This is a genomic window from Bacillus sp. REN16, assembly GCF_020731355.1.
GTDB lineage: Bacteria > Bacillota > Bacilli > Bacillales > Bacillaceae_L > Ferdinandcohnia.
Genome location: NZ_JAJFZK010000017.1, coordinates 1 through 17,132 on the forward strand (window position 1 = coordinate 1; position 17,132 = coordinate 17,132).

Sequence of the window (17,132 nt, forward strand, 5' to 3'; positions counted from 1 at the left end):
GCTCAATAAAACATTATTCTTTTCAGGTATTATTATTGTTTCAGCATTAATTTACTTTGCCTTCGGTGCGAAATATTTAAACTGATGAAGGCTACTATTTTACTTGAAACAATTAATACGAAAAGCGTGTGTTTTAATATCACCTAAAATAATTCGTAACGTCTAAAACCTCTGAAATCAGGGAACAATTTAAGGTATAGATTACACACGAATTATGGTATAATAACCTTACCCTTTGGAATACCAAAGATTACACACGTTAGAGTGGGCATAACTTCCATTCTAACTTGTAAGTCAACCGATAAAAACCAAATCGAAAAGGGAGGGAAATTAAATGGCAGGCGGACGTAAAGGTGGACGTGCAAAGCGTCGTAAGGTGTGTTACTTCACAGCAAATGGTATTACACACATCGATTACAAAGAAGTAGATTTACTTAAAAAATTCGTTTCTGAGCGTGGTAAAATTTTACCTCGTCGTGTAACAGGTACAAGCGCAAAATACCAACGTAAATTAACAGTTGCTATTAAACGTGCTCGTCAAATGGCATTACTACCATATGTATCTGGTGAATAATAAAGAAAAGCGATGATCGAAAATTAGATCATCGCTTTTTATTTTATATGATAGGAACGATAGGAACCAGGGGAGCTTCCCCCTTGGTTCCTATTTTTGTTTTAGTACGAAGAAACGAGGTGAAGCAATAATTAGGATTGATAGGACAATTGTACATAAAACAAACGTTGCTAGCATGGTGATTCCGTTAAAAGTAAAGGAATACCATACTGGGTTTTCAATTTCTGGTGCAAAGTATTCAATAAAGATAAAGCCCGCAAGAAAATGCCAAAAATAGCGTGCTACACTACCAATAAAGATAGCAAACGTGATTGAGATAATGGCTTTGGGTTTTTGATTGTTTTTCAAACTATCCTGTACAATCGATTTGAATATTCCACCAAAACCAATAAATGAAAAGGCAATAATATATTCTATAATGGCTTGAACAGGGTGGACAATCCATGGGTCAAATACTAATTGGAGTAATCCCCAAATCAACCCAGACAGCATTCCTGTTTTTATTCCCCATCTTAAAGCAATAATAAAAACAGGGACCATCGCAAATGAGATGGATATGGCTGGCGTAATATTAATCGATGGAAGCAGGTCCAAAACTAGAGCTAATGCTGCAAAAATAGCAGCTTCAATCATTGCCTGTAATCTTGTGTTTTGCATAAAAAAATCCCCCTTGAAGTAGTTGTAAAATAACGTACCCCAAAGGAGAACAACTTTAATAAAAGTATCCGTTCCCTCAACTAACTCCACATCCCTACGCTAGTATTAACTAACAGGTTCGAAGGGTCTGAACTCTAAGTGTTCACTCTCAGCAAAATTGCTCCCCTTGTGGTTACGTTTTACATATATAATTACTATCATAATAGAAAATAGGGAAAAGTAAAACAAAAAGTTTCGGAGCAGAGGAACTTCGACTAAAAATGGCCACTTCCGTATTAAAGTCGAGGTCCAAAGGTTGAAGACTTTCTAGTAAATCTTTAAAATAGAAATTGATTGTTAAAATAGGTGTATGTTATTTTTATGTCTAGCTCCAGGCGCCATCGGCTTGAGGTCATAATCCAGGCGCATTTTGCTTTTCTAATAAGTTGAGGTGAAAAGGTGAAGAACGCAAAAATTTTAACAGAAGGGGCCATGCTGTTAGCAGTATATAGTGTACTGTTGCTCCTTACTTTATATATCCCAATACTTGGATTTGTGCTTTCGTTCATTTTACCCATTCCATTTATCCTGTTTACGGTGAAATATAGGGTAAAGCAATCATTGCTATTTATTCTAATTGCCTTTTTATTATCGGGGTTGTTAGGTTCTGTCTTTGGGATTATACATACGCTTATGTTTGGAATTTCAGGGATCTTGCTAGGCGAATTAATTAGCCGGGGAAGAAGTGGAATTGAGTTATTTTTAGGGTCCTGTTTGTCGTATTTGTTCTCAATTGTGATCCTGTATGTAATTGCGGTACTCGTACTGCAAATTGATGTCTTTGACATGATCCGTGAAAGCTCACGGGAATCTTTTGCAATGGCTGAGAGTATAATGAGGGCAACGGGGGGCGAAGTAAATAAAGAGGCTATTGCACAACTGGAAGAGTCGATTGACATGATGCAATACATGATTCCAAGTATGTTTGTTCTAATTGCAATGTTTTTAGCTTTTGTAACAGTTGTAGCAATGAAACCAGTGCTTGTACGGCTTCAAGTGAAAATGAATCCATTCCCGCCGTTTCGTGAGATTACATTTCCTAAAAGTATTTTATGGTATTACTTACTGATTTTACTTTTTAGCTTTGTTGAAATGGAAAAGGGTACATTTGGGTATACCGCCTTTTTAAATCTCTTTTTTGTTTTGCAGATGTTCATGGTGGTTCAAGGCTTGGCCTTCATTTATTATTTCTGTCATCAAAAAGGGATTACAAAGGCAGTGCCAGTTGTACTGACAATATTAACACCATTTCTCCTTTATATTATTCGAATCTTAGGTATAATTGACTTAGGATTTCAACTGCGAAATCGAATAAGTGGAAAGAAGAAGTAAAACAAAGCTTTAGGAGCTGAGAATTACATGCCAGACTTTTACAAAAGGAAGTTATTTCGCTATCCTATATATGCATTGCTTGTGATTACAAGTATTTTTAGTGCAATTCTCACTTATTTTCAATGGATGATTGGGATAGCATGTTTTCTGCTCCTTGGATTGATTGTGTATTTTTTATTAAAAGCAAACTCACTTCTTAAAAAGGAGATGGAGCATTATATCTCGACCCTTTCGTATCGCTTAAAAAAGGTTGGCGAAGAAGCGTTAATGGAAATGCCAATCGGGATATTGCTTTATAATGATGAATTTCAGGTTGAGTGGGCTAACTCCTATTTATCGAACTTTCTTGATGCCGATACGCTGGTAGGGAGATCTCTTTATGATGTTGAGGAGCTAATTGTTCCTTTAATTCAACAAGAGATTGAAAGTGAGACAATTACATTAAATGAACAGAAATTTAAGGTCATCATCAAGAGAGAAGAACGATTACTTTATTTCTTTGATGTAACTGAACAAATGGAAATCGTGCAATTGTATGAGGCAGAGCGTACCGTATTAGGGATTATCTTTTTAGATAATTATGATGAAGTAACCCAAGGAATGGATGATCAACGAAAAAGCTCGTTAAATAGTCAGGTTACATCAATCCTAAACGAATGGGCAACTGAACATGGTGTGTTTTTAAAAAGGACTTCATCTGAGCGATTTATTGCAGTGTTAAATGAAGAAATTTTGTCAAATCTTGAAAAAACAAAGTTCACAATTTTGGATGATGTGAGGGAAAATACCGCGAAGGATAGTGTAGCCTTAACATTAAGTATTGGGATTGGAATTGGGGTTCCAACACTTCCTGAGTTAGGTACAGCCGCACAATCGAGTTTGGATCTGGCATTGGGACGTGGCGGAGACCAGGTTGCGATGAAGCTTCCGAATGGGAAGGTTAAGTTTTACGGCGGTAAAACGAACCCGATGGAAAAACGGACTAGGGTCCGCGCACGCGTGATTTCACATGCATTAAAGGAAATAGTCTCAGACAGTGACAAAGTCATCATCATGGGCCATAAATACCCTGATATGGATGCAGTAGGGGCTGCCATTGGGATTTTAAAAGTGGCGCAAATGAATCATAAAGAAGGATACATTGTTTTAAATCCTAATGAAATTGATTCAGGTGTAGGACGTCTACTTGAAGAAGTGAAGGAAAATACGGAGCTTTGGTCCTATTTTATTACTCCGGAACAAGCTCTTGAAATCGCTACAAATGAAACGTTGCTCGTGGTTGTTGATACCCATAAGCCATCACTCGTCATTGAGGAAAAACTCGTATCAAAAATTGATAAAGTGGTTGTCATCGATCATCATCGTCGCGGGGAGGAGTTCATTCAATCACCATTACTCGTTTATATGGAACCATATGCTTCGTCAACAGCGGAGTTGGTGACTGAGCTTCTTGAATATCAGCCAAAGCGAAAGAAAATCGACATGCTTGAGGCAACGGCTTTACTTGCGGGAATTATTGTAGACACAAAGAGCTTTACACTCCGCACGGGGTCAAGAACATTTGATGCGGCATCCTATTTACGCGCTCAAGGTGCAGACACCGTTCTAGTACAGAAATTCCTTAAGGAAAACATGGATCATTTTAAAAAGCGCTCAAGGCTTATTGAATCAGCGTTTATTTATAAAAATGGGATTGCGATTGCAAAAGGGAAACAAAATGAGACTTTCGACCAAGTAATGATTGCACAGGCAGCAGATACATTACTGACAATGAATGATGTAGTTGCTTCATTCGTGATATCAATCAGGCACGACTTACGCATTGGGATCAGTGCCCGTTCATTGGGAGACGTCAATGTACAATTGATTATGGAAAGCCTAGGCGGCGGAGGCCATCTTACAAATGCAGCAACTCAGTTAGTTGATACAACGATAGAAGAAGCGGAAGAACAGCTACTTTTAGTAATTGATGAGTATTTAGAGGGAGGTACCAAGGAATGAAGGTTATATTATTAAAAGATGTAAAAGGAAAAGGTAAAAAGGGAGAAGTGAAGAACGTATCTGATGGATATGCACACAACTTCCTATTCAAGCAAAATCTTGCGATTGAGGCAACACCAGCTAACATGAAAACATTAGAAGCAAAGAAAAATAAAGAATCAAAAGAAGCTGCCGAAGAATTAGCGCAGTCCAAGCAATTGAAAGAAAAACTTGAAACTCTAACTGTTGAATTGCAAGCAAAAGCGGGTGAAGGCGGTCGTTTATTTGGTTCTGTAACAAGTAAGCAAATTGCTGATGAGCTTGCGAAAAAGCAAGGAATCAAAATTGATAAGCGCAAATTTGATCTTCCGGATGGAATTAGAGCATTAGGCTATACAAATGTATCTGTAAAATTACATCCCGAAGTGACTGCTACTGTGAAGGTTCATGTCAAAGAACAGTAATTTCCATTGAAAATGAATAAGGAAAACAGATAGAATGAAAAATGTGGTTTTGTTTACAGACAAGATCACATTTTTTTCGTATAACAAGCATTTTCATTCTGAAATAAGTATAATAGATAGATAGAAGACTAATCAAATGCGCCTTGGCGTTTTTGCGCCCGATTTTTTTCGAGCAAGCTCGAAAAGTTTCTTTTGAAAAATCGTGGCATCCGCCGGAGGTTATAACTTTATTCAGAAGAAGGCTGAATAAAGTTAATGATGAACTAATAAATAAAGGGAGTGGAGAATAGTTGAGTGACATTTTTGCTGATCGTATTCCTCCGCAAAATATAGAGGCAGAGCAAGCAGTATTAGGGGCTATTTTTCTAGAACCGAGCTCACTTACTCTTGCTTCAGAAGTATTGATTCCAGAAGACTTTTATCGGACAGCCCACCAAAAGATTTTTGACGCGATGCTCAATCTCTCAGATAAAGGTGAACCAGTCGACCTAGTAACGGTTACTTCTGAGTTAGCGGATGTGAAAATTTTAGACGAAATAGGTGGAGTTTCTTACTTAAGTGAATTGGCGGGTTCAGTACCTACAGCCGCCAATATTGAATACTACGCGAAGATTATTGAAGAGAAATCAATTTTACGTCGGTTGATTCGCACAGCAACGACAATTGCAACAGATGGTTATTCACGCGAAGACGAGGTAGATGCGCTTTTAGGTGAGGCAGAAAAAAATATTATGGAAGTCGCAAACCGTAAAAATGCGGGTGCATTCCAAAATATTAAGGATGTTCTTGTCCAAACCTATGATAATATTGAAACTCTTAATAATCGTGTAGGTGATATTACAGGAATCCCAACAGGGTTTTCTGAGCTTGACAAGATGACTGCTGGATTTCAACGAAATGATTTAATTATCGTAGCAGCACGTCCATCTGTTGGTAAGACTGCCTTTGCTCTGAATATTGCACAAAACGTAGCAACAAAGACAGATGAGAATGTGGCGATCTTTAGTCTAGAGATGGGTGCAGAGCAGCTGGTAATGAGGATGCTCTGTGCTGAAGGAAACATCAATGCTCAAAATCTGCGTACTGGCTCGTTAACCCCGGAGGATTGGGGTAAGCTTACGATGGCAATGGGAAGCTTATCGAACTCAGGGATTTATATTGATGATACCCCAGGTATTCGTGTAAATGAAATTCGCTCAAAATGCCGCAGACTTAAGCAGGAAAGTGGATTAGGAATGATCCTAATTGATTACCTTCAGTTGATTCAAGGTAACGGTAGAAGCGGTGAAAACCGCCAACAAGAGGTTTCGGAAATCTCGCGTTCCTTAAAAGCGTTAGCCCGTGAATTAAAGGTCCCAGTAATAGCCTTATCGCAGCTATCCCGTGGGGTTGAACAAAGACAGGACAAGCGTCCGATGATGTCAGATATTCGTGAATCTGGAAGTATTGAGCAGGATGCGGATATTGTAGCATTCCTATACCGTGATGATTATTATGACAAAGAATCAGAGAATAAGAATATCATTGAAATTATCATTGCAAAGCAACGTAACGGCCCGGTAGGAACTGTTTCGCTGGCATTCGTAAAGGAATACAATAAATTCGTCAATCTCGAACGAAGGTTTGATGATGCCGGTGTTCCACCAGGTGCATAATGTAGAAAAGTGCAAGGAGCCCGATGACTCCTGGAACTAGACAAAAAGACGTGTCACATTTGTGATATGTCTTTTTTCGTTCTATGACCATTTGGCTATGTAATAATTAGAAAAAGATGCCTTTTGATGTGGATAATCGACAGGAGTCCTTAAAAACTGCGTAGTTTTATAAGAGGAAAGACTCAATTATTTGCTAAAATCCTACAATTTCCGTGTAAAAAAATGACAGTAATACTACAATTATATTACATATTGGAAACTAGTATACTTTTTTTGAAATTCTATGGTAAATTAATAAAGTATAAAATAGAGAGATTTGTCGAACTATCGAATACGTCTTGGCGTATTTTGTAAGACAACGCTTTTCAACACACAGGGTGAGAGGAACGAGTATTCGGACAAGCAACCTTTGTTCAGGGAGGAAAGACCGTGTCAAACCAAAATAAAAATAATAAAGCACCAAGATCATACATGAAATTGTTTAAACGAGTGGCTATTACTTCAGTAGCACTTTCAACACTAGTGTTTGGAACTGTATCAGCCGATACAAAAATCCAAACTGTGTATCACGTATACATAGATGGCCAAAGAATCGGAACAGTAGATTCTAAAGATATTGTTGAAAAAGTGATTGATCAGAAAGTAAGCTCTTTAAAGGATCAGTATCAAGGATTATCCTTAGTAGCAGATAATATATCAGTTGTTGAAGAACAAGCTTTTCTCCCGGCTTTTAATAATGAGACAGCTTCCAAAAAATTGGCGTCTGAGCTTAAAATAGCAGCCGAAGCAAAAGCGATTACGGTTGAAGGAGAGCCAGTTGCTTACCTCAAAAATGAGGAAGAAGCAAATGAAGCTCTTAAACAACTAAAATTACAATATGTAAATGAAGATGAACTAAATGAGCTTGAAGCTAGAGCAAACTCAGAAGAGCCTTTACCAGCGTTAGCTGAAGGACAGTCTCGTTTATTAGACGTTTCTTTTGAGGAAAAGGTTTCAATTTTAGATAAAAAAGTTTTACCAGACCAGGTTCATAGTCCTGCTGATACTGTTACATTGCTTCAAAAGGGAACTTTAGAAGAGAAGAAGTATCAGGTTACAGAAGGGGATGTACTAGGTTCTATCGCGGCAGACCATGAATTAACAACTGCTGAGTTAGTTGCGTTAAACCCAGGGATTACGGCAGAATCATTGCTTCAAATTGGACAAGAGTTAAATGTAACAGCTTATAAGCCGTTCTTAACTGTTGTTGTAAAAAAGGAGCAAAACCAAAAGGAAACAATTAAGTTTGAGACAAAAGTAAATGACAATTCGGATATGTTTAAAGGTGACAGAAAAGTAACCCAAGAAGGTCAAGATGGTGAAAAGACTGTTCACTATGAATATAAAATGATTAATGGCGTAACTGCTGAGACGAATAAGCTGAATGAAACGATTACGAAAGAACCAGTAGCCGAGATCATTGAAAAGGGAACAAAGGTTGTTCCATCTAGAGGCTCAGGCCAGCTTGCATGGCCAACAGTTGGCGGCTATATCTCAAGCCACGTAGGATATAGATGGGGAAGACTTCATAAAGGCCTTGATATTGCAAGACCAAGCAATCATGCAATTAAAGCAGCCGATAATGGAACAGTTGTAGAAGCTGGGTATGATGGAAGCTTCGGTAATAAAATTGTGATCAACCATAATAATGGAATGAAAACAATTTATGCACATTTATCTTCAATTGGTGTAAGTGTTGGACAAACTGTTTCCAAAGGACAACAAATAGGTGTAATGGGGTCTACTGGTAACTCGACAGGAACTCACTTGCATTTTGAATTATATATAAACGGGGCTCTTAAAAATCCATTGGATTATTTATAAAAACCACACTCTAAACCTTCAGCATGGTGCTGAAGGTTTTTTCATAAGTATAAAGAATGATGAAAAGAGAAAATGGAACATACGAATGACCCATAACACTGATTTTTTTGCACATACTGATGATATGGCTCCCTTTTTCTGCTAAAGTTAGAATTAAGGGAGCAAAATAGAAGATACAATTCGAACTATATAATATGAGCTTTTATTTAAATGTGAAGGAGCAAATAAGAATGGATAAAGTGATACTTGTAGTTGATGATGAGAAACCAATTGCAGATATATTACAATTTAATCTCGAAAAAGAAGGTTATAAAGTGGTTTGTGCTTATGATGGCAATGAGGCATTAGAAAAGGTGGAAGAAATAGATCCAGATCTTATTCTTCTTGATATCATGCTACCTCATAAAGACGGGATGGAGGTTTGTCGTGAAGTACGAAAAAAACACGATATGCCAATCGTCATGTTGACTGCTAAGGATTCTGAAATTGATAAGGTATTAGGACTTGAGCTTGGCGCAGATGACTATGTAACAAAGCCATTTAGCACAAGAGAACTACTTGCGCGTGTTAAGGCAAACCTGCGTAGACACCAACAAATTTCTGAGGCAGCTACTCAGGATACTTCTAATGAAATTACCGTGGGCTCACTTGTCATTCATCCTGATGCTTATGTAGTCAGTAAACGTGGTGAAACGATTGAATTAACGCACCGTGAATTTGAACTTCTGCATTATTTGGCAAAGCACTTAGGTCAAGTGATGACTAGAGAGCATTTATTACAAACGGTTTGGGGCTATGACTATTTCGGGGATGTCCGAACAGTAGACGTAACCGTTCGGCGTTTACGTGAAAAAATTGAAGACAGCCCAAGTCATCCAACTTGGATCGTAACAAGACGTGGAGTGGGCTATTATTTGCGAAACCCTGATCAGGAGTAAATCCAAAAATGAGAAGACTAGGATTCTTTCAGTCCATTCACATTAAATTTGCCCTCATATATTTGCTTCTCATTTTAATTGCGATGCAAATTATTGGTGTCTATTTTATCGGGAAATTGGAGCTGCAATTAGTAGAAAACTTTAAAGTATCGTTAAATGAACGCGTCAATATGCTTGCGTTTAGCATGGAGCAGGAAATCATTAAGGAGAGGGAGGACCCCTCTACTTTAGAAAAGGATATCCGGAATATTTTAAAAGACTATGAGTCAGAGGATATTCAGGAAATCCAGGTAATTGATAATAAAAGCCGTGTAATAGGAAGCTCAGATCCTTACAATCAAAGCGATGTTGGACGAAAGTCTAATGTAAATTTGGTCAAACGTACGTTATTACTCGGTGATAACCAGGATGATGTGCGCCGAAAGAATTCTGATCGCATATATGAATCATCCACACCAATTCGTTCCAACGGAGATACCATAGGCGCCATTTACTTAAAAGCAAAAATGGAAAATGTCTATGATGATATTAAAGAAATAAATGATATTTTCGTGACAGGGACGGGGATTGCGATGGCAATTACCGCGATTCTGGGAATCTTTGTTGCGCAAACCATTACTAGACCCATCTCTGCAATGAGAAAACATGTAGTGGAGTTGGGAAGAGGGAATTATTCGAAGAAGGTAAAGGTCTTTGGCCAGGATGAGATTGGCCAACTGGCCATGACCTTTAATAATTTATCCAATAAGATACAGGATGCACAGGCGACAACAGAAGGGGAACGAAGGAAGCTTTCTTCTGTACTGGCGCATATGACCGACGGGGTTATCGCCACTGACAAAAAGGGCAGGGTCATTTTAATTAATACACCAGCAGTCAATATGCTTGATGTTTCACGTGAAACAGTTCTTAATCAATCCGTTGTGTCCCTATTGGGATTGGACGAACAATATACGTTTGAGCAGCTTGTTCATGATATTGATACGGAAATACTTGATTTTAGTACACATAAGAAGCAGTACATTATTAAGGTTAGCTTCTCGGTTATTAAGAAGGAGTCAGGCATTATTAATGGGTTGATTGCTGTTTTATATGATGTAACTGAGCAAGAGAAGATTGAAAATGAACGAAGAGAATTCGTCGCGAATGTTTCGCATGAACTAAGAACGCCCTTAACGACAATGAGGAGCTATCTCGAGGCACTGGCGGAAGGCGCTTGGAAAGATGAAACGATCGCTCCTCAATTTTTAAATGTCACACAAACTGAAACTGAGCGAATGATTCGGCTAGTGAATGACTTACTTAAGCTATCAAAACTAGATAGTAAGGACTACCAATTTTCAAAGGAACTTATCGATTTTACAAAATACTTTAATAGAATCATTGACCGCTTTGAAATGACCAAGGATCAGCATGTTTCATTCGTTCGTAATTTACCAGACAAACCGATTTATCTTGAATTGGATCCAGACAAGATAACACAGGTGCTTGATAATATCATTTCAAATGCTTTGAAATATTCTCCAGAGGGTGGTACAGTCACCTTCCAAGTTGAAGAAGTGAATGATGAAATTGTAATTAGTGTGGGCGACCAAGGTGTAGGGATTCCTAAGGAAAATATTACCCGTATTTTTGACCGTTTTTACCGTGTGGATAAAGCCAGGACCCGTAAGTTAGGGGGAACGGGATTAGGACTTGCAATTGCCAAAGAAATGGTTGTTGCACATGGAGGTCGGATTTGGGCTGAAAGTGAAGAAGGGGTTGGAACAACAGTTTTCTTTACCCTGCTAACCGATGGAAATCAAGAGGGACTAGAGGATGATTGGGATGAAGTATGAATCAATAAAAACGGCCATATTAACCTTCTTAGTGCTTTCAAGCATTGTTCTGACATGGACATTGTGGACTTATCAGCCCGAATACAAGGACATAGAAGCAAATGATGATTTAGTGGAGGAAGTAACGGAAAATATCAAAAGGGATACGTCTCAAATCATAAAACCAAGTAAAATTCTTTATCATATTGAGGGTGGGCATTTCGGAACCTTTAATGAAATAGAGCTGAATCGTGTGATGAAAGAGATCAGACTTTGGGAGATCACTGATATTCAAAACATTACTCATACCGTTCAAGAAGCCGGCTTAGCAGACTTTTTAAGTCAAAATGGACATGTTGAAATTGACTTTCCAGACCCATTCCCTTTGCAGCTATATAAATCATTTTTAAATATTAATGATAAAGAACACTCACTCATTTCATTTGATCGATTTATCATTGATGTCAACTCAGAGGACCGTGGCGAAGGAATTGTGTATTTTGTGTCGACAGGTGATAACTTAGTGTATGAAGGCCGAGTAGAAAGCAGGTTAACGAAAGATTTTAGAAGAACTTTCTATACAACGGCAACGAGATATCCTGAACAAATTGAATATAAACTTTCAGAGACAAATTCGATTTATTTGCCAAAGGATACGACCGAAGTAAATCATTACGAATATTTTCTTGATGCGTTAGATATTAATATATTTGTTAAACGCTTATTTACAAATCCAAACCTTGTAAAAAGTGACAGGCTCACAACAGGTGAGGTTCATACGGATGGAACGAGACTTCTTAGAGTCTATAACAATGAGAAATATATTGAATTTATTAATCCGACGAGAATGAATGGAAAACAGGCGAATACAACAACAGACTTAATTCAAACGAGCATTGATTTTGTTAATGAACATGTTGGGTGGACAGATGACTACCGCTTTTTTAGCTGGAATAAGGAAAGCGAAGCAACAGTGTTTAAATTGTATATTAAAAACATTCCTGTCTTTAGTAGTCGCAAAGGTCTGGCAGATATCACACAACAATGGGAAAACAATGAGATTGTAGAATATGCCCATCCATCCATCAACCTGCAAATTGGTCTGCCGCCAGTCGTGAATTATCTTCCAAAAGGAGAAAAAGTCATGGAGTCCATCACTTCTATGCGGGATTTTAATCCTGAACTGCTTGATAGTGTAACGGTTGCATATGAGATGGTGGAGAAAGAAGATAATTCCCAGTTTGTTTCACTTCAACCGATTTGGTCATACAGGTATAATGGAAGTTGGTTAAAGGTTGAGATAAAGGATGGGGATTTAGGGGGGCATGAAGATGGATTGGAGTAAAACTCAGTCTTTATTTATTATTGTCTTCCTGATTCTCAACGTCTTTTTAGGGTATCAACTTGCTCAAAAAAGGGATAGCAGTCAAATTGATGCTTTAGCGGAATTGACTACCGATGAGGAGCTGGCGAATGAGGAAATTAAGTATGAAGCCTTGCCGAAGGAACCGAAGGAACTAAGCTATATCAGTGGGAAGGTTCAGATTTTTACAGAGGACGATGTTAAAAATCTTAAAAACCAAGAGGTTACCATTGAAACCGCTGGTGTGTTAAAGGGTGAATTTAAGGATCCTATTAAAGTATCGCTAACCGACCAATTGAAAATTCAGCAATTTGTGAAGGATCATTTGCTTTCAGGTGAGAAATATTCGGTTTGGAGTATAGATGAAGAGGCAGGGATCATTGTTCTAGTCCAACAGCATAAAAATTATAAGGTTTTTGGCATTAGCGGAGTCATTTATTTATATGTGAATGATGACCATGAAGCCATCTCGTATGAGCAAACTTTGATCCCAGAGTTTAAAGAGCATGAGCCGGAGGAGTTAATCACCCCGCTCGCGACCCTAGGAAACCTTTTAGATAATAATCATTTAAAATCAGGAAGCCATGTGTCTAAAGTGGAGATTGGGTATTACCCACTCCTGCCATACTCGGAATCACAACTGTTGGCACCAGCTTGGCATGTTGTCATTGATGATGAGAAAGAGATTTACGTAAATGCCATTGAAGGACAAATTTTAAATAAGACGGAGTGAAGGACTATGGGGTTGCATTTTAGTGTGCTTGCCAGCGGGAGCACAGGAAATGCGTTCTATGTTGGGACAGACAAGCATTCCTTGCTTGTAGATGCCGGGTTAAGTGGTAAACAACTAGAACTTTTATTTAAAGAAATCAACAAAGAGATCAAGTATCTCTCCGGGATCCTTGTGACACATGAGCATAGTGACCACATCAAGGGGCTTGGTGTACTTGCTAGAAAGTACAAGCTTCCGATCTATGCGAATGAAAAAACATGGAAGGCAATGGAGCACAATATTGGAGAGATTCCCACAGAGCAGAAATTCGTTTTTCAAATGGGAACGGTAAAGACATTTGGAAATATGGATGTTGAATCATTCGGTGTCTCTCATGATGCGGCTGAACCGATGTTTTATACATTTCATCATGAGGGAAAAAAGGTTGTATTAATTACAGATACTGGCTATGTCAGTGACCGAATGAAGGGTACGATTGAAAATGCGGATGCCTATGTGTTCGAAAGTAACCACGATGTGTCCATGCTTCAAATGGGTCATTACCCCTGGAGCATTAAACGACGAATTTTAAGTGATGTCGGGCATGTTTCGAACGAAGACGCTGCACTTGCGATGTCAGATGTCATCGGAGACCGTACGAAACGGATCTATTTGGCACATTTAAGTAAAGATAATAATTTAAAAGAATTAGCGCGCATGTCAGTCAAGCAAACCCTGGAAAGCAAGGGGTATTTTGTTGGAGAACAATTTGATTTGTATGATACAGATCCAAAGATTCCAACCAAGCTTGCAACGGTGTAAGAGAGAAGCTCATTTGATTTTATCAGATGGGCTTTTTGTTTTGGAAAATACTTGCCGTATCCATAAATTTCTAGTAATTTGAGATTAGGATGAAAGTGGGGATGGTATGAGAGCTTTTGTGTTACAAACGGCAGGTTTAATGGTGCTCTGGAGTTTATTTTTTGTCTATGAACGGTCAATCCCAACCGCATATTCCATCATGATTTGTGCAGCAGTCATGACCCTTTATTTTTTTCTAAAAATCACGTCAAAGCCGATTTATTTGTATGGGGGAATAACCGGGCTGCTTTTGGTGCTTTCTGTTGTTGAAGCAGGCAACCCGTTTACACCTCTTTTATTGATGTATGTTGCATTATTGGCAGCTAACCAGTTAGAAAGTAAACCATTTAAAGGTCTCGTGACTTTATCGGCTATGTGTATATTGGGCTTGTTTTTTATGATAGAAATTGATTTTTCCGTGTATCTTTATTTTCTCTTATTCTATCTTCTTGCCCTTCAGGTGAATGAGCTATGGACGAAGCGGGAGGAACAGCGTAACTTATATGAAGAATTGCTTGGGGAATATCGAAAGCTAAAAAGGATGGCACTTGTTACTGAGGAGGAAGCCCGCTATCAGGAGAGGACTAAGATCGCAAGGGACATTCACGATTCGGTTGGGCATAAGCTTACGGCACTGCTCATGCAGTTGGAGATCCTTTCAATTAAGCAAGGACCCGAACATTATGGGGAATTAAAGGAATTAGCGAAAGAGAGCTTGGAAGAAACCCGCTTTGCAGTCCGAACCCTAAAGGATCGAGAGTATGAAGGAATAGCAACGATTTTACAGCTCATTAAAAAGCTTGAGGCTGAAAGTCATATGATGGTTCAGTTCACAACAAAGCAAGGTATCCTTTCAGAGCAACTAACAAATCAGCAAAGTGTTGTGCTCTATCGTGTCATTCAAGAGGGACTTACAAATGCAATGCGCCATTCCCAATCACGTGAGGTACAGGTGGCACTTGGAAAAATGGCAGACGGAAACGTGGAGCTTATCGTTAAAAACCGCATTCATAAGAAAGAACCATATCAAGAAGGATTTGGGCTTTCAAATATGCGGAAGCGCGTTGAAGAATTAGGTGGCACACTAGCAGTCTATCAAACGGATGAACAGTTTGTGATTAAAGGAATGATTCCGTTAGGAAGAATGTAAGGGAGGGGAATTACATGTGGAATGTGTTGATTGTAGAAGACCAATCAATTGTAAGGCAGGGCCTGAAGCTTATGCTCCAACAGGACGAGCAAATACAGGTGGTAGCTGAGGCAGAAAACGGAGAAGAAGCAATCAAAAAGATGGAGGCACATGTGATTGATGTGGTGCTAATGGACATCCGGATGCCAGTTATGAATGGACTAGAAGCGACACGTAAGATTAAGACGCGCTGGCCCAATGTAAAGATATTAATCCTCACGACCTTTAATGATGATGAATATGCTATACAGGCACTAAAATATGGCGCGAATGCCTTTTTGCTAAAAACATCTGATCAACAAACATTGATCCATGCTGTTTATAGCTGTTTTCAAGGGGGACTGATGATTCATGAAGAGGTTGCGGCAAAGGTCATGCCGCGGTTGTTACAAAGGATAGAGAAAAAGCTTGAATTGCCTTTATCCGGCAGGGAATTGGATATTACAAAATTAGTAGGCGAAGGAAAGACAAACAAAGAAATCGCAGATGAATTATTTTTATCGATTGGTACAGTAAAAAACCATATTACACAGATTTTGCATAAATTGGAGCTTCGCGACCGTACTCAGTTAGCCATTTTTGCAGTGAAAAATGATATTACATAAGGCATAAGGGTTGTCCAAATTGGGTGGATGCCCTTTTTTAATGCCATTATGACTCAGGTCATGTTTTTTACATAAACAAGTGACGCGAGATAGTGCTGTAACGAGATGAGAAAGTCTATGATAAGACTATAAGGAGGCTGACGGGATGTTAGAGATTATTGATTTATCAAAGAAATATAAACAAAAGTTTGCAGCTCAAGGGATTAATATGTTTTTGGAAAAAGGAGAAATTGTAGGGCTATTAGGTCCGAATGGAGCGGGGAAATCGACAACTATTTCGATGCTTTCATCATTAGTCATTCCGACATCTGGAGACGTGCGGTTACTGAATGAAAGCATAACTAAACATCCACAGAATATCCGTAAAATTTTAGGTGTAGTACCTCAGGAAATTGCCCTATATACAGATTTATCGGCGGAAGAAAATTTACGTTTTTTTGGAGAGATTTATCGTTTAAAGGGTGCTGAATTGAAGCAGAGAATTGAAGAGGTACTGGGGCAAATTGGCTTAACAGACCGCAGAAAGGATCTCGTAAAGACTTTCTCAGGTGGTATGAAAAGAAGGCTGAATATTGGGGTGGCACTGCTGCATAACCCGGAAATTATTATTATGGATGAACCGACTGTTGGGATTGATCCACAATCTCGTAACTATATTTTAGAGACGGTAAAGCGCCTTAACAAAGAACGTGGAATGACCGTTTTATATACGAGCCACTACATGGAGGAAGTCGAGTTTTTATGTGACCGAATTTATATTATGGATAAAGGTCATATTATTGCGTCCGGTACAAAGGAAGAGTTGAAGAATATCTTATCCTCTGAAAATACGATTTCAATCAAGGTAGAGCGGGCAAAAGGAGATTTTATTCAGCTGCTTGAAGCAGATTCGACCATTCGTCAAGTAAAGGTACAGGACCGAGATATTACGGTTATTGTTCCAAAGGAATATAATTTATTCCAAAAAATTTCCCAATTTGCTGATGAAACAGGCACAGCATTAATTTCAGTGGAAGTAAAAGCACCGACACTTGAAGATGTCTTCCTTCATCTGACAGGCAGAGCGCTAAGAGACTAGGGGGT

At 38.6% G+C, this 17,132-nt stretch carries 15 protein-coding genes and 1 riboswitch; of the genes, 14 read left to right on the forward strand and 1 reads right to left on the reverse strand.

Features of this window, described 5'->3' with window-relative positions; genetic code table 11:
* The first annotated feature begins 334 nt into the window (after positions 1–334).
* Positions 335–574, forward strand: coding sequence for a 30S ribosomal protein S18 (gene rpsR / locus LKW28_RS18885; RefSeq protein WP_010677416.1), 240 nt, complete (start codon positions 335–337; stop codon positions 572–574).
* A gap of 90 nt (positions 575–664) precedes the next feature.
* On the opposite strand, the gene thiT is transcribed toward rpsR, so the two are convergent.
* Positions 665–1,231, reverse strand: coding sequence for an energy-coupled thiamine transporter ThiT (gene thiT / locus LKW28_RS18890; protein WP_229141995.1), 567 nt, complete (start codon positions 1,229–1,231; stop codon positions 665–667).
* Positions 1,232–1,305: 74 nt separating this feature from the next.
* Positions 1,306–1,408: riboswitch (TPP riboswitch) on the reverse strand.
* A gap of 261 nt (positions 1,409–1,669) precedes the next feature.
* Between thiT and LKW28_RS18895 the strand changes: the two genes are divergently transcribed.
* The 13 genes from LKW28_RS18895 (at position 1,670) to LKW28_RS18955 (ending at position 17,127) form a co-directional block, all read left to right on the forward strand.
* Positions 1,670–2,602, forward strand: coding sequence for a YybS family protein (locus LKW28_RS18895; protein ID WP_229141996.1), 933 nt, complete (start codon positions 1,670–1,672; stop codon positions 2,600–2,602).
* Positions 2,603–2,629: 27 nt separating this feature from the next.
* Complete coding sequence (locus LKW28_RS18900; protein WP_229141997.1) at positions 2,630–4,603, forward strand: DHH family phosphoesterase; 1,974 nt, start codon at positions 2,630–2,632, stop codon at positions 4,601–4,603.
* Positions 4,600–5,046 (forward strand): 50S ribosomal protein L9, encoded by a 447-nt coding sequence (gene rplI, locus LKW28_RS18905; RefSeq protein WP_229141998.1) that lies wholly within the window; start codon positions 4,600–4,602, stop codon positions 5,044–5,046. Before LKW28_RS18900 ends, rplI begins: the two co-directional genes overlap by 4 nt.
* Positions 5,047–5,336: 290 nt before the next feature.
* A complete protein-coding gene (dnaB, locus tag LKW28_RS18910; RefSeq protein WP_229141999.1) occupies positions 5,337–6,701 on the forward strand; it encodes a replicative DNA helicase in 1,365 nt (454 codons plus the stop codon).
* Positions 6,702–7,130: 429 nt separating this feature from the next.
* Positions 7,131–8,564 carry a peptidoglycan DD-metalloendopeptidase family protein gene (locus tag LKW28_RS18915; protein WP_229142000.1) on the forward strand — a complete coding sequence of 478 codons (1,434 nt, stop codon included), beginning with the start codon at positions 7,131–7,133 and terminating at the stop codon, positions 8,562–8,564.
* A 230-nt stretch (positions 8,565–8,794) separates the two neighbouring features.
* Positions 8,795–9,502, forward strand: a complete 708-nt coding sequence (yycF, locus tag LKW28_RS18920) for a response regulator YycF (protein ID WP_229142001.1) — start codon at positions 8,795–8,797, stop codon at positions 9,500–9,502.
* An 8-nt stretch (positions 9,503–9,510) separates the two neighbouring features.
* Positions 9,511–11,340, forward strand: a complete 1,830-nt coding sequence (gene walK / locus LKW28_RS18925) for a cell wall metabolism sensor histidine kinase WalK (RefSeq protein ID WP_229142002.1) — start codon at positions 9,511–9,513, stop codon at positions 11,338–11,340.
* Entirely contained in the window at positions 11,321–12,664 is a 1,344-nt protein-coding gene (locus tag LKW28_RS18930; protein ID WP_229142003.1) for a YycH family regulatory protein, read from the forward strand. Before walK ends, LKW28_RS18930 begins: the two co-directional genes overlap by 20 nt.
* A complete protein-coding gene (locus LKW28_RS18935; RefSeq protein ID WP_229142004.1) occupies positions 12,651–13,415 on the forward strand; it encodes a two-component system regulatory protein YycI in 765 nt (254 codons plus the stop codon). The genes LKW28_RS18930 and LKW28_RS18935 overlap by 14 nt, the downstream gene beginning before the upstream one ends.
* Before the next feature lie 6 nt (positions 13,416–13,421).
* Entirely contained in the window at positions 13,422–14,216 is a 795-nt protein-coding gene (locus LKW28_RS18940; RefSeq protein WP_229142005.1) for an MBL fold metallo-hydrolase, read from the forward strand.
* A gap of 106 nt (positions 14,217–14,322) precedes the next feature.
* The gene (locus LKW28_RS18945; protein WP_229142006.1) at positions 14,323–15,405 is read left to right on the forward strand and encodes a sensor histidine kinase; all 1,083 of its coding nucleotides are present in this window, start codon (positions 14,323–14,325) and stop codon (positions 15,403–15,405) included.
* A gap of 14 nt (positions 15,406–15,419) precedes the next feature.
* Positions 15,420–16,049 carry a response regulator transcription factor gene (locus LKW28_RS18950; RefSeq protein ID WP_229142007.1) on the forward strand — a complete coding sequence of 210 codons (630 nt, stop codon included), beginning with the start codon at positions 15,420–15,422 and terminating at the stop codon, positions 16,047–16,049.
* A gap of 145 nt (positions 16,050–16,194) precedes the next feature.
* A complete protein-coding gene (locus LKW28_RS18955) occupies positions 16,195–17,127 on the forward strand; it encodes an ABC transporter ATP-binding protein (RefSeq protein WP_229142008.1) in 933 nt (310 codons plus the stop codon).
* Positions 17,128–17,132 lie beyond the last annotated feature (5 nt).